The sequence below is a fragment of the Wolbachia endosymbiont of Chrysomya megacephala genome (genome assembly GCF_008245065.1).
Lineage (GTDB): Bacteria > Pseudomonadota > Alphaproteobacteria > Rickettsiales > Anaplasmataceae > Wolbachia.
In genome coordinates this window covers 1,011,773-1,026,590 of record NZ_CP021120.1, presented here as the reverse complement: position 1 = coordinate 1,026,590, position 14,818 = coordinate 1,011,773, and the positions used below count along the sequence as shown (strand labels likewise).

9 protein-coding genes and 3 pseudogenes are annotated in these 14,818 nt (G+C 32.6%); 8 read left to right on the top strand and 4 right to left on the bottom strand.

What is annotated here, in order from left to right; translation table 11 throughout:
• Nucleotides 1-115: 115 nt before the first annotated feature.
• Nucleotides 116-1,069, top strand: a complete 954-nt coding sequence (locus CAI20_RS04950; protein ID WP_012481821.1) for a D-alanine--D-alanine ligase — start codon at nt 116-118, stop codon at nt 1,067-1,069.
• A complete protein-coding gene (locus CAI20_RS04945) occupies nt 1,050-1,808 on the top strand; it encodes a cell division protein FtsQ/DivIB (protein ID WP_007302888.1) in 759 nt (252 codons plus the stop codon). The genes CAI20_RS04950 and CAI20_RS04945 overlap by 20 nt, the downstream gene beginning before the upstream one ends.
• Before the next feature lie 174 nt (nt 1,809-1,982).
• Here the strand turns inward: CAI20_RS04945 and CAI20_RS04940 are convergent.
• A pseudogene (locus tag CAI20_RS04940) lies at nt 1,983-2,675 on the bottom strand (IS6 family transposase).
• 280 nt (nt 2,676-2,955) lie between these two features.
• Between CAI20_RS04940 and CAI20_RS04935 the strand changes: the two are divergent.
• Nucleotides 2,956-3,228 (top strand): hypothetical protein, encoded by a 273-nt coding sequence (locus CAI20_RS04935; protein WP_149168895.1) that lies wholly within the window; start codon nt 2,956-2,958, stop codon nt 3,226-3,228.
• A gap of 29 nt (nt 3,229-3,257) precedes the next feature.
• On the opposite strand, the gene CAI20_RS04930 is transcribed toward CAI20_RS04935, so the two are convergent.
• Entirely contained in the window at nt 3,258-3,635 is a 378-nt protein-coding gene (locus CAI20_RS04930; RefSeq protein ID WP_007302780.1) for a ferredoxin family protein, read from the bottom strand.
• Nucleotides 3,636-3,696: 61 nt separating this feature from the next.
• Here CAI20_RS04930 and dprA point away from each other — a divergent pair, with 61 nt between their 5' ends.
• On the top strand, nt 3,697-4,782 hold the full coding sequence (dprA, locus tag CAI20_RS04925) for a DNA-processing protein DprA (RefSeq protein ID WP_007302781.1): 1,086 nt from the start codon (nt 3,697-3,699) through the stop codon (nt 4,780-4,782).
• 265 nt (nt 4,783-5,047) lie between these two features.
• On the top strand, nt 5,048-5,188 hold the full coding sequence (locus CAI20_RS06565; protein WP_019078789.1) for a hypothetical protein: 141 nt from the start codon (nt 5,048-5,050) through the stop codon (nt 5,186-5,188).
• A gap of 108 nt (nt 5,189-5,296) precedes the next feature.
• Here the strand turns inward: CAI20_RS06565 and CAI20_RS04920 are convergent.
• A pseudogene (locus tag CAI20_RS04920) lies at nt 5,297-5,988 on the bottom strand (IS6 family transposase).
• Between the two features lie 841 nt (nt 5,989-6,829).
• Between CAI20_RS04920 and CAI20_RS04910 the strand changes: the two are divergent.
• Nucleotides 6,830-7,522: pseudogene (locus tag CAI20_RS04910) on the top strand (IS6 family transposase).
• 245 nt (nt 7,523-7,767) lie between these two features.
• On the opposite strand, the gene prfB reads toward CAI20_RS04910, so the two are convergent.
• A protein-coding gene (gene prfB, locus CAI20_RS04905; protein ID WP_230440360.1) for a peptide chain release factor 2 occupies nt 7,768-8,869 on the bottom strand; the annotation gives its coding sequence in 2 pieces (ribosomal slippage) (nt 7,768-8,802 and nt 8,804-8,869; 1,101 coding nt in all).
• A 155-nt stretch (nt 8,870-9,024) separates the two neighbouring features.
• Here prfB and mgtE point away from each other — a divergent pair.
• Together mgtE and CAI20_RS04895 are read left to right on the top strand one after the other, a co-directional pair.
• Nucleotides 9,025-10,395, top strand: coding sequence for a magnesium transporter (mgtE, locus tag CAI20_RS04900; RefSeq protein WP_007302783.1), 1,371 nt, complete (start codon nt 9,025-9,027; stop codon nt 10,393-10,395).
• Nucleotides 10,396-10,898: 503 nt separating this feature from the next.
• Nucleotides 10,899-14,399, top strand: coding sequence for an ankyrin repeat domain-containing protein (locus CAI20_RS04895; RefSeq protein WP_149168894.1), 3,501 nt, complete (start codon nt 10,899-10,901; stop codon nt 14,397-14,399).
• Nucleotides 14,400-14,818: the final 419 nt, after the last annotated feature.

Here is a 14,818-nt window from a genome sequence, read left to right as displayed (position 1 = left end):
TTGCATGACACCATCTGCAAGTTTCAATATCTGTACAGCTGTGGAATTTTTCAAAGCGTTTTTTCTATTGAAGATAAAAGTATCTTTTATATATGATATATAGCAAAATATTAGGGTGCTTATGGTTCCAAATATAGCAATTTTAAGTGGTGGATTTTCTTGCGAAAGAGAAATATCGCTTATGAGCGGAAAAGCAGTAAAGAAGGCGCTTGATAGCCTTTCATATAATGCAATAGAAATAGATGTTGATAGCAACATTGCTCAAAAGCTTAAAAAAACTAATCCCGCTCTTGCTTTTATTGCCCTACATGGACCTTATGGTGAAGATGGCTGTATTCAAGGTTTACTGGAGATTTTAGGTATAAAATATACACACTCAGAAGTTATGGCTTCGGCTGTTGCTATGAATAAAGTGATGTCAAAGCATATATTCCATTCTCTTAATATCGACACTCCAAGAGGCTATGTAATTAGTCGAGAAGATGTGCTAAAAAATAATATTAAAGTTGATTATCCGTACGTCTTAAAACCGATTAACGAAGGCTCAAGCATTGGAGTACACATGATTTTCTCACATGAGGATTACTTAGAGCTGAAAAATAATAGTTCTACTATAATGGAAAAGATGATCATAGAAGAATACATACCGGGTATAGAGTTACATACTGCTGTATTACTGAATGAAGCAATTGGCACTATGGAAATACGACCGAAAAATAAATTCTATGATTATGAAGCAAAGTATACAGATGGATTTGCAGAACATATATTTCCTGCTGAAATTCCTAACAACATATATAGAATAACCTTGGAACACGCGTTAAAAGTTCATCAATTTTTAGGATGTAAAACTGTTTCCCGCTCAGACTTCCGTTATAATCCCCAAAATAACACTTTAAAAATGCTTGAGGTTAATACACATCCTGGCTTTACTGAATTGTCGTTAGTACCAGAAATTGCAAAATTGACAAGAGGAATTGATTTTAATGAATTAGTCAAAATTATTGTCGAAGACAGTTTACACCACAGGAATATTAGAGATCAAGCCGATGTTGAACAATGTTACTAGAAGCCAAAGAAGTTTTTTGCGCAAGTGCGCTCTTGTTATTATCACTGCACTTTTTCTCACATTAGTACTTTATAGTTCACTTGATAAAATAACAAATCGATTCAATTACTACTTTACTTGGTGTAACAATCGCTTATCGAGCTTATTACTTAGCAATGGATTTTTAATCGACAAAGTAACCGTTACTGGAAACAAATTTACAAATGAAAAGGACATTCTAAGTTTAGTAGATAGAACGCAACCTATCATGTATGTATCACTCTCAAAACTAACAGATAATATACAATCTGTAAGCAAATGGATAAAATATGTAAAAATTTATAGAATTTTACCTAATACCTTACACATTGATGTAGATGAACATACACCTTTCGCTCTTTGGAAAGATGATAACAGAACTTCAGTAATTGATTCTGAAGGTAAAGTGATCGTAAATGACTACCCGATAGATAACCTCGTTGTAATTAAAGGACAAAATTCGTTATCAAATCTAAAATTCATTAAAGATATACTAGAGAGAAAAACTCAATTAAGTGATCATATTTCTTCTTGTATTTATGTAGGAAATAGAAGATGGAATATCATACTCGATGACAGTTCCACAGTAAAATTGCCTGAAGATAATCCTTATAGCGCATGGGATTATTTAAGCCACTTGCAAAATACAACCGACTTTACTTTTAGCAATTGGAGCATAATTGATATGCGTGTTGCTGATAAGATCTTTGTGAAGAAGTGATCTGCTCGGTGCTCCTTTTCATTTCATGCAAGTAGCCCTTTCTCTGTCATCCGAGTAGCTTAAAACTGGAATCCAGATTGCAAGTAATTGATTAGGTTGGGTGAGTATGGGTTTTGGTTCTGTCGCATCTATAAATTGTGGTACAAGAAGATCGTTAAACTGGGATTATGGGAGTTATAGAGCAATTAGCATAGCAAAATTCTCAAAAGTAGAAACATTATCATTAGCCCCGATAATTTGTCTTTTTTGAATCATACGAATATTTTCTATGCCGGTAATGGTAATCTTTGCGGAGTGGAAGCTCTTAAAACCAAGCATTGGCTTTATTCGTTTTTTGATAAATCTATGATCTTGTTCGACAATATTATTTAGATATTTTATTTGAAAAACCATGATTCTACAATCTTCAGAAATTTCTGTATTCAAATCATCAAGAGCAGCAGTATTACTGCCGCTTTTATCAATTACTACTTTCTCAGGAAGGTTATTCTCTCTAAAGGCTTTACGAAAGAACGCAAGTGCCGCAGACTTGTCTCTACGAGCACACAACAGAAAGTCTACAGTATTACCAATAGTGCTCTGTATAGATAAACCCATTTGCCGTTTAATTTAACGTAGGTCTCGTCCATTCTCCAGCTACTGCCAACCTGCTTCTTCCTTTTCCTTACCGCTTCATCTATCAGTGGTGATAACCCACCTTTGTAACGTAGCATGATCAATTTTTGCTCCCCTTATACTCAGCATTTCTTCCAAATCTCGATAGCTCAAAGAGAATCTACATTTCATATATACAGATAACATTATTATCTCTGCTGAAAAGCTAAATCCTTTGAAATATGGCAATAATTTTGAACTAATACGAAACATCTTTGCTTTTTTTTTAGATGATCATATCACTTCTTTTCTACTTTCCTACAAATGTTACATACCAGGATTTATAGATGCGACAGAACCGGTTTTTTTACTGAAAGATACATTAGCGTTTGCCGTAAGTTTTACCAAAGTTCATGAGTAATTGTACAATATTTTCCTGAAATTTTCAATAAAGTAAACTTATCTGGAAAGTAATTATGCTGATATAAATATTACAATTTTATTAACACATAAATGCTACCGTGGCGTTAGTTTTTTAATTTAGGAGTATATTATGGTTATACCTACACAAAACTCGAATTCATTAACGTTTCAGGCACGTAACCTATCTCATAATCTCTTTTGCCACAAAAACTGTGAAGAGGCGTTCAATGAAACAGACAAACCTCTATGCAAGGCTAGATGTGACGTTTTCTTTCCAGTGCCTGAACCTCGTTCACAAATTAGTGAGAAATTAATAGATATTGCAAACAATCTCCGTTTTGAGAGTGCACAATTATCGTCTATGGCAGATGAAATAGACGCTTACAATTCAATGTCTATTTAATCAAAAAAATGTAAGTCTATTTTTGTACTCTATGACCCTAAATTTTCATCAAAATAAGCTGTCTTATCCTTTTTTTCTTTATACTCTTCTGCTGTATCTAGGGATTGCTTTTTAGCTGTAATGTTTGGCCATTTTTGCGAATATTCTACGTTTATATTGTAAAATGATTTAAAGATTTTTTGTTCATTATTCAGTAAGCCTTCATCTAGCTCTAGAATATCTTTTATGGAATCATCAGTTACAATTGCATCTACTGGACATTCAGGTATACACACTCCACAATCAATACACTCATCTGGGTTAATCACGAGCATATTTTTACCTTCATAAAAGCAGTCAACTGGACATACTTCCACACAGTCTGTATATTTACATTTTATGCATTTATCTGTAACAAAATGCGTCATAAAACACTGTATATTTACATTATCTTGGGTACACTAAATTGATAAGAAATTCAAGCCTTTTATGAAGATAAATAAATTAAATAACGAAGAATTAGAAATATGGCTAAGCTTGGCTAGAACTGTGGGACCAGTAAAGTTCTTTAGTATACTTAGAGCATGTGGGTCGCTATATGAAGTGCTTAAATATCTTAATAAGTTGACTAACAAGGATTATGGAATTCAAAATGCACGAGAAGAAATTAAGAATGCAGAAAAAATTGGAGCTAAAATAACACCAGCATGTGATCCAGATTACCCTGACATTTTAAGGAATATCTCTGGTTTTCCTCCTGTAATAACTACACTTGGTGATGTATCATTATTAAGTCGTGAGATAATTGCAATAATCGGTGGACGTAATTCTTCAATGAATGGAAGAAATTTTGCCAATAAGTTGGCACTCGATTTAAGCCAAGCTGGTTTCATCATAATTTCTGGGCTTGCAAGAGGGATTGATACTGCAGCAAACAGTGTAATATACAAAAATTACCCCACTATTGCTGTTACAGCAAGCGGAATTGACGTAGTATACCCAAGAGAAAATTTTGATCTATACAAAAAAATTACTGAAAATGGCGGATTAGTAATGACTGAGCTTCCATTTGCTACTAAACCAAAACCTCAGTATTTTCCTCAAAGGAATCGAATTATATCTGGTCTATCGCTGGGTGTTGTAGTGATTGAAGCATCGAAACGTTCTGGCTCTCTAATAACAGCAGATTTTGCTTTAAATCAAGGGAGAGAGGTATTTGCAGTTTCTGGTTTCCCTCTAGATTCACGCTGTAGTGGTAGTAATTATTTAATTAAAAACGGTGCTAAGCTTATCGAATCCGCTGATGACATAATAGAGAGTATTAGGTTTAGTTTACCTCCGCAGCAAAAAAACCTATTTAATGTTGAGCACTATGCTGTTAACCAAAAACAAGAAAAATTGCAACAGGCAAAATATGTTATAGTTGATCATATTAACTCTGTACCTGTTGATATAGATGAACTTATATTAGCAAGCGGACTTTCTGCCAACATAGCTCTAATGGCTCTTTTAGAACTAGAGTTGGAAAACAAAATAGAGCGTTCTCCGGGGAATAAAATATCATTAATTTTCTAGATTGCTTTAGTTATAAGTCCACAACCGTACAAACATTATGGTTTGAGTCCACCAAGAAAGATGTCATTCCAGCGTGTGACGCTGGCTTTCCGTAATCTCACTAAAAACGTTGTATTTTTACATAACTTTTATACTTACTAACTTAATATATAATCAGAATTCCTAGATTCCAGACTCATGCATCAATAGACCTGCTGCAAAAGGTAATGATAAAATGATGGGAGAGAGGTAGAAGAGGAATAAGCAGATAGAGTAAGGTAAAAAAATGAGCTTTAGTTACTACAATATAAAGAAACACCCAAGAAATTTTCGTAATATAACAGGCTTAACTGTAGAAGAATTTGAAAAGTTGATAGAAAAAGTGGGGAACGTTCAAAAAAGTGTGTCAAGCCGAAAAGAAAAGTAATAAATTGATATAAAAAATGAAGGTTTGAAATGAGTCAAGCAAATAGAACGGTTCTGTCGCATCTATAAATTGTGGTACAAGAAGATCGTTAAACTGGGATTATGGGAGTTATAGAGCAATTAGCATAGCAAAATTCTCAAAAGTAGAAACATTATCATTAGCCCCGATAATTTGTCTTTTTTGAATCATACGAATATTTTCTATGCCGGTAATGGTAATCTTTGCGGAGTGGAAGCTCTTAAAACCAAGCATTGGCTTTATTCGTTTTTGATAAATCTATGATCTTGTTCGACAATATTATTTAGATATTTTATTTGAAAAACCATGATTCTACAATCTTCAGAAATTTCTGTATTCAAATCATCAAGAGCAGCAGTATTACTGCCGCTTTTATCAATTACTACTTTCTCAGGAAGGTTATTCTCTCTAAAGGCTTTACGAAAGAACGCAAGTGCCGCAGACTTGTCTCTACGAGCACACAACAGAAAGTCTACAGTATTACCAATAGTGCTCTGTATAGATAAACCCATTTGCCGTTTAATTTAACGTAGGTCTCGTCCATTCTCCAGCTACTGCCAACCTGCTTCTTCCTTTTCCTTACCGCTTCATCTATCAGTGGTGATAACCCACCTTTGTAACGTAGCATGATCAATTTTTGCTCCCCTTATACTCAGCATTTCTTCCAAATCTCGATAGCTCAAAGAGAATCTACATTTCATATATACAGATAACATTATTATCTCTGCTGAAAAGCTAAATCCTTTGAAATATGGCAATAATTTTGAACTAATACGAAACATCTTTGCTTTTTTTTTAGATGATCATATCACTTCTTTTCTACTTTCCTACAAATGTTACATACCAGGATTTATAGATGCGACAGAACCATTATCCATGGTGCTTTAACTTTTCCTTCATTCAGTGCTCCAATCATGCTTACCTCTTTCTTTTAAACCCTGGGCAAATAACCTCTTGACTCTTTGAGACTACCCATATTCATAAAATTCATTGTCCTCTATTCCAGACTCATCTATGTATATCAAGTTTTCTTTCTTCTACTTTTTTTATGAACTCTTTGCGTTTCTCTTTCTCGATAAAGAAAAGTTTTTTTATATGTATAGTTTACTTTGCTAAGGTAGTTATATACTGTGCTTCTACACATATTACAAAATTCTTCAATTATCTTTTCAATTCTAATATCCATCCAGAAATTTGATAAATCTATCCATATCTTTAATCTTATGGCCATATCCTTTGTGATAGCCTGAAGATGGTTTCTGTTTCTTCTTTCCTTTTCCTCCACAAATATATTGTTTTTATGCTCACTTTGAATATTTGACTGATTTTTTTATCGTCATTGTTTTTTTATCGACTACTTTGAAAACACGTTCTTTCAGATCCTCACTATATGGACTTGGCATCTTCTTCTTTCTCATTACTTATTATACCATTATAACCAATTTTGCCATATAGCTAAACCTTTCTTGGGTTAGCTATAGATGATAAAATATTTGATTCTAGTTCTTTATAGTCTACTAATCCGGTAGTTCTATTGGTTCTGTTGCATCTATAAATCCTGGTATGTAACATTTGTAGGAAAGTAGAAAAGAAGTGATATGATCATCTAAAAAAAAAGCAAAGATGTTTCGTATTAGTTCAAAATTATTGCCATATTTCAAAGGATTTAGCTTTTCAGCAGAGATAATAATGTTATCTGTATATATGAAATGTAGATTCTCTTTGAGCTATCGAGATTTGGAAGAAATGCTGAGTATAAGGGGAGCAAAAATTGATCATGCTACGTTACAAAGGTGGGTTATCACCACTGATAGATGAAGCGGTAAGGAAAAGGAAGAAGCAGGTTGGCAGTAGCTGGAGAATGGACGAGACCTACGTTAAATTAAACGGCAAATGGGTTTATCTATACAGAGCACTATTGGTAATACTGTAGACTTTCTGTTGTGTGCTCGTAGAGACAAGTCTGCGGCACTTGCGTTCTTTCGTAAAGCCTTTAGAGAGAATAACCTTCCTGAGAAAGTAGTAATTGATAAAAGCGGCAGTAATACTGCTGCTCTTGATGATTTGAATACAGAAATTTCTGAAGATTGTAGAATCATGGTTTTTCAAATAAAATATCTAAATAATATTGTCGAACAAGATCATAGATTTATCAAAAAACGAATAAAGCCAATGCTTGGTTTTAAGAGCTTCCACTCCGCAAAGATTACCATTACCGGCATAGAAAATATTCGTATGATTCAAAAAAGACAAATTATCGGGGCTAATGATAATGTTTCTACTTTTGAGAATTTTGCTATGCTAATTGCTCTATAACTCCCATAATCCCAGTTTAACGATCTTCTTGTACCACAATTTATAGATGCGACAGAACCGCTACAACTTAATGTACGAAGATTTCTCTTCATATTACATTTTTGTGCCCATAAGAAACGAGTTGCCATTTTCATCAGCTACTTGGATAATAGATATATTCACAAAATTGTTCCATTTTTCTCAATAGATTTTGGTTTTCTTTTCCCCTTATTAGCAGAGCATAAAACTTAGCTTTTTAATAAATCTCATTTTAACTCCAATACACTAACTATGAAACAATCTATATTGCCATCAAAAACGGAATTTATATTGCCAACTTCATGTCCAGTCCTTAAATCCTTTACCATTTGATATGGATGCATAACATACGATCTGATCTGACTGCCCCAACCTATATCGCATTTCTTGCCATATTCTTCGGCCATTTTCTGTTCTTTTTTTTCCAATTCAATTTGATATAAACGTCCTTTAAGTAGTTTAAGTGCTTCATCTTTATTTTTATGTTGAGAACGACCATTTTGGCATTGAGCTACAACGCCTGTTGGAATATGCGTAATACGTACCGCGCTTTCAGTCTTATTGACATGCTGACCACCTGCTCCAGAAGCACGGTAAGTGTCGATCTTTAAATCCTTTTCATCCACAACAATATCTATTGAATCTTCAATCACTGGAGTTACTCCTACACTTGCAAAACTGGTATGACGTTTACCATTTGCATCAAATGGTGATATTCTAACCAATCTATGAACTCCACTTTCGCTTTTTGCCCACCCGTAAGCTTTTTCTCCGATGATCTTTATTGTTGTAGATTTTATACCAACTGCATCACCATCTAATTTTTCTACAACTTCAACTTTAAAATTGTGATAAATTTCTGCCCATCTTGTATACATGCGCATGAGCATCTCAGTCCAATCATTGCTCTCTGTTCCACCGGCTCCTGAGTGGATTTCTAAAAAGCAGTTATTGTTATCTGCTTCACCAGTAAATAAGGATTCTGTCTCTTTAAGTTTGATTAATTTCTCTAGCTTTACTAACTCACCTTTAACTTCAGAAAAAAATTCTTCATCATTCTCATCAATAGCAGATTTCATCAAGCTGATAGAATCGTTGTAATCGCTTTCTAGCTTTGAAAACGATTCTATTTCATGCTTAATTTTAGAGCGTTCTTTTAAAATCTCTTGTGCTTTTTGATTATCTTGCCACAGATTATCATTCGACGCTTGAGAATCCAGCTCTTCAAGACGCAACTTCAATTTTTCTATGTCAAAGACACCTCCTGATAAGAGAAATACTTTTATTTAAGCCTTGAAAGTATTCAAGGATTTCTGGATGGGTTTTCATTATACTTTAGACTTTAATATATTTATTATCACTAACAATAACAGCAAACAAAATAGAAATTTAACCATATAATAGTTAATTCAAAATAATTTTATTATACTTGAATGTTCAATAAAATCAAGTGTGTATATTTATTAAAAAAATAAGGTAAAGTAATGAATATTAAAACAAGTTCTCATTATGGTTTAGACAAAAAGGCTATTGATGATTTAATAGAGTCTCTCGATAATCAAGAATTAGAGAATGTTCGTAATATTGTAAAAACGATAGATAGCGTTCAGTTAGCTTATTTTTTATCTACTTCGATCAATGATCACAGGGAGAAATTAGTTAATATCCTCGATCAACATTTGTTAAGTGATGCCTTAGTACATGTAGTACCAGATTTACAAGTAGAGATCATAGAAATATTGGGAATAGAAAATACAGCAAAGTTACTAATGCTTCTTGATATAGAAGACATAGTAGCTATAGTGAAAGATTTAGATAGAAAGTCTATAGAAAATATACTTAACTACTTACCCAATGCAACTCAAAAATTAGTAGAGGAATTGTTATCATACCCAGAAGAAAGTGCAGGAAGGTTGATACATAAAAATATGGTTATAGCTCCATATTATTGGACGATAAATCAGCTAATGGAATTCTTGCGCAACTATAAAAAAATACCAGAAACATTTTATCAAATTTTCATCATTAACTCAAAATTAGAACCCATAGGCATTTTCAACTTAAATAAGGTAATATCTCACTCAGGAGAAACAATAATAAAAGAGATAATGAGTCAAGATATAAAAATAATTAAAACTGGAATGGACCAAGAAGAAGTAGCAAGAATATTTAAAGATTACTCTCTATTATCAGCTCCAGTAGTAAATAAGAATGGTAAAATTATAGGTGTAATCCTTATTGAAGATGTAATCAAAATTGTTCAACAAGAAGCAGAAGAGGATGTGCTTAAAATAAGCGGTGTATCTTCTAAATCTGATATAAATGCCCCTATACATAAAACTATAATTAAAAGACTACCTTGGTTACTGTTTAACCTCTTAGCTGCAACAATATGTTCTATAGTAGTTGGCTTTTTCGATAACGTAATACAAAGTTTTATAGTACTGCCAATAATTATGCCAATCATTGCATCGATGAGCGGAAATGCAGGATCCCAAACAGTAACACTAACTATCCGGGCAATCGCAACAAAATATCTAACTGAGCAAAATGCAAAAAGAATACTGATGAAAGAATTTTTAATAGGTCTTATAAATGGAGTGATTTTATCTACAATTTCGCTCGTAGTATTAGCAATAAGGTTCCATAGTTTAAAAGTAGAGATCATTTTCGTAGTTTCCATGATTGCAATGTCGATCATTGCAACATTTATCGGCACTTTTATTCCTATAATGCTTCATCGTTTAAGATCCGATCCTGCTGTTTCGTCTTCAATCTTAACATCAGCAACAACTGATATTCTCTCAGCTCTTATATTTTTTGGTCTAGCCACGATCTTTTTATTAAATAGCTGAATCTTGCTATATAAAAATTGCTTTACAAGCTTTAACTGCCACGTTATCATTACTCACAGGTGCATTGAAGAAGAAAAATAACAGTCAATAAAGAAGTAAAAGTACATGAAACTGAGCTGCTTTAGTTTTAAAATAAAAACTAAAATAAGATGCTAAAGTATGCAAAAAAATTCTTGCTTTGCTAGATCTTTTTAGCTACAATGCAGTCTAACGTAATGAAAACATGAGGTGTGAGTTAGATGCATTGTATTATGTATATCACTCAGAAAGCAATTCTCGATTTTTTAAGAGTATATCTAATTTAGTCAGAAGTCAAAAGAAAAGCACACTGTTACTCAGCAATTAAAGTTACCTGGGGTTACCGTGAGGTTTCTACAGTAAATTTGTAGAGCAGTTTAGTACAGCTGTATAAGAATCAAATGAATTAGATATTAAAACCAATCTTCAGAAAAGAGATTTACGGTAAAATAATCAAGTATGAATATTAAAATATAGGGGGTTTTATGTTAGGTAAAGGAAATAAAGGAGAACAAGTAGCAGATGATCGAATTGATTATGTAGATGATGAGTTAACAATAGGAGCAAAAGGAGGTCTTGATCATGAAGATAGATTATCTAGTGGAGAACTTCAGTGTGGACCAAGTCAAGAGAGTCTTGGAGTAACAAGATCTTCATCTATAAGCAGCGGTAGTGTATGGTATAGCGCATCGAATGATACAGCCAATGTTATAAGTCTTACAGATAATGAAGTAGTGGAAAAAGCAACTTTTTTTGTTAAGACTTTTGTTAAAGAATTCGAGGAAAAATTATCTAAATATTTTGAGGAGGCAGAACCAGATTCAAATATACAAAAAATAAGTAAAGTTTCAGCCAGCTTTAATTCTATTTTGAATAATACTATTCCAGCAAGTCCACTAAAATTATTTAGTGTTAAAGTTAATGAGAGTATCAATTATTGTGTTATAGGAAAACAGCATAAGAAAAGAGCGAAAAATATTTTTACAATAATTATACCTTGCTACAAAGCTGAAATGAGAGAGATTTTAGTAAAAGCTGGCTTAGAAATTTTTCACAGGTTTGAGGAACCATTCATAAAGGTTGTAGATATCAATCCCTCTTTTTATCATAGGAGAGTTAAGAAGTTAGCAATAGATGCTGTACATAGAACAATGAATTACCTTTTAACTTCTGAGGAACAAGACTTTTCTGTTGATCTTATAACACAAGGTGTTGTTCTAGATAAGTCAAAAAAGAAAGGATATTTTACGCGTCCTGGATATGAAATAAAAGATGAGCAAGGTGGTGAAAGTTTAGTAACCTCAGAATTGTATGAATGGGTAGGAATAAAGAAAAAAGAAGAAGATGAAACTGTTAATTATTATCAATATAATTCTGAGGAACATAATCTAGAGGAATATAGATGTGCTGAAAAATACGGCTATCGGCTTCCCTTTGAATGGGAGTTAAGAAAGTGGGAAGAGGTAAAACAAAAGTATGTATCCATTAAAGCACCCATAGAAGGATATGTGTATATTTTAAATGATGAAAAAAAAGAAGAATTAGCTCGTTTTATATTAAAGGAGATTAATGGACAAGATCCTGTGAAAAGGAAAGATATAGAAGATGTAAAAGAACATCTTAGAAAACAAGATGAAGATAGGCGTCAATTTTCCTATAGTTTTGGCAAGACACCAGAAAATTTCATTGAAAGAAAAGAGGTGGTAAAAAATTTGAACCTAAGGTTACACAGTAGTAGTCAAGAAGTAAAAATGTCACGAGTAGTCTTAATTAGTGGGAAGTCTGGAATAGGGAAAAGCGAACTTGCTAGAGGCTATGGGTTTAGTGAAAGGCGTAAGGGTACTTGGGCAAGGATTATGTGGATAGATGCCTCGTCATATAACAAGCTTTCAAATTCATTTCATGGGTTGGCTGAAAGGTTAGGGATTTCTAGAAAAAGTGAGCAAAGGAGAGAGAGAAACATTAAATCTATTGTCGAGGATGTATATGAGTATCTTCAAGACACAAAAAGTTTGTTTGTTTTCGATGATGCTAGTAGTTATAAGGAGATTGAAAATTTTTTGCCATCAAGCTTTCCTGTTTTTTCTAATAGAGAAAAACCTTACGTTTTAATTACTTCTCCTAACAAGAATTGGAAAGAAGAAATAGAAGATATAGAAGAAATAAAGTTGGGTAATTTAAAAAAAGAAGAAGCCGAGGAATTTACTCGAAAAGCCTTAGGGGAAGATGAATCACAAGGTAAATCTATATCAGAGTTAATAGAAGAGTTTAATTGTTTTCCATTAGATTTGAAAGCAGCAACATCATGCATTAAACAAAAAGGTCTTAGTATTAGAGAATATCTGGAGGAATATAGAGTAGCTCAGCAATCAAAAACTGATTTTTTGGAGACACAAGTTGTTAATAAAAAATCTTTTAAAGCTTTGAAGGTTAACATTGATAAAATAAAAGAAGAAAAAAATGTTGGACAGCAAGCATATGTTATTTTAGTATTCATGGCTTACCTGGACCCTAATCAAATTAATACAAAAGAAATTTTTTTCAAGAGGGAATCAAAAGAAAATCAACAAAGGGTTTTGAATGCACTTGATCTACTTAATCAGTTCTCATTGATTGGATTAGAGAAAGGGATAGCAAAAATTCATCAAGAAGTACAAAAAATTGTAAGGTTAGAGCAAAGAAAAGAAAAAAGAGAAGAAGAATTTTTAAGAAAAATAATGACATCATTGATGAATAATAACTGTAAAAATGTAAGCCATATCATATCCATTTGGAATTATGCAAGTGAATATAAAAAGTTAGTTAATGAATTTATTGAATCTGATTATGATGGAATGAATATCTTACATTTTCTGGCCAGAGATGATAATGAAGAAGTTATTAAGCTTATATTCAAGAATGTAGATCTAAGTAAATTAAGTAAAATTGTTAATATCAGTGATAAATATGGATCTACTCCTTTAGAATATGCTGTTATATATGATCACTTAGCGTTAGTTAAATACTTTATAGAAAAAGGGGCTGATTCTAAGATAAATAGTGACCAGAGCTTTACCCTTTTAGACTATGCTGCTCTCCATAATCGACTAGAAATAGTTAGGTATTTTATTGATAACGAACATTTTCAGTTTGATAGTACTGTTTTATACTATGCTATTGAAAATAATTGCTTAGAGGTCGTTAGATACTTTATAGAGGAAGAAGAGATTTGTATAAATTTACAAGATGGAGAAGGTAAAAGTTATTTGCACTATGCTGTTGAACATAGTTCCTTAAAGATTTTTGAGTACCTTTTAGAGTACGGGGCTACAGTAGATTTACAGGATAAAAAGGGTATGACTCCTTTGCATTTTGCTGCTAAAAATGGTAGCTTATACATGGTTAAATCCCTTATAAAGAAAAAAGCTGTAATAGAGGTACCGAACAAAGATGTTATGACTCCTTTGCATTTTGCTGCTATATATGGTCACTCAAGCATTGTTCGCTGCCTTGTAGGTCATGGAGCTGACATAAATTTACAGAATAAAAAGGGTATGACTCCTTTGCATTTTGCTGCTATATATGGTCACTCAAGCATTGTTCGCTACCTTGTAGTGAATAACGTTAATACGAATCCAGAGGATATTAGTAATAATGTTCCTCGCTACGAAAGCGCTAGGTACCTTTTTTCTTTAGAACAAGGAGTTAATGTGAAACTTGAACTCAACGATGATTTGTACCATTATACTACCAATTATTACCCAAGTAGTATTTGTTGCTATCAACCTCAATCTACTGTGTGCTCAGCTCCATACTTAAAAATGCAATCACATGAAAGACACCAAAAAGCATTTGATGAATACACTACTAAAAAAAGAAAATTAGAAAATATAAGTGAAGAATTGCAATTTGAAGATAAAAGCACGGTTAACTTAACTCATAGGTCACCTATATCTTCATTTAACAGCGTCTCTGTACAACCTGCAAACAAGGACTTAAGACTATAATTTTACAGTAAGCTATTTAATTTTATTAGGGGAATTTCAAAAAAACAGAGAAATAAAGTAATAAATTGATATAAATTCGCGTAGAACAAGTGGTAGACCATACGATCTCAAAATAAAATCTTCTTACAATAGCTGGTTTTGGTTGCGGAAGTGATTGTGTTGTCTAAGTTATTAGTAATATATACTATTAAGTCAGTATTAATTCGTTAAGAACTTTCATTAAAGATTATCAAAAAAACTTCTAAATAGGGATTGACAAGTTTTAGAGATGGAGTATTTTATGAAAAGTATATTGAGCTACTAATTTTTTATGTATAATAAATATGATAGTGAAAATATTTTTCTTTATATTATGAGGTAGCTGTTTTATTCAGAAAAAGATTTTTTTCTTACTTTGAAATTGAGTTGTTTTTATGGAG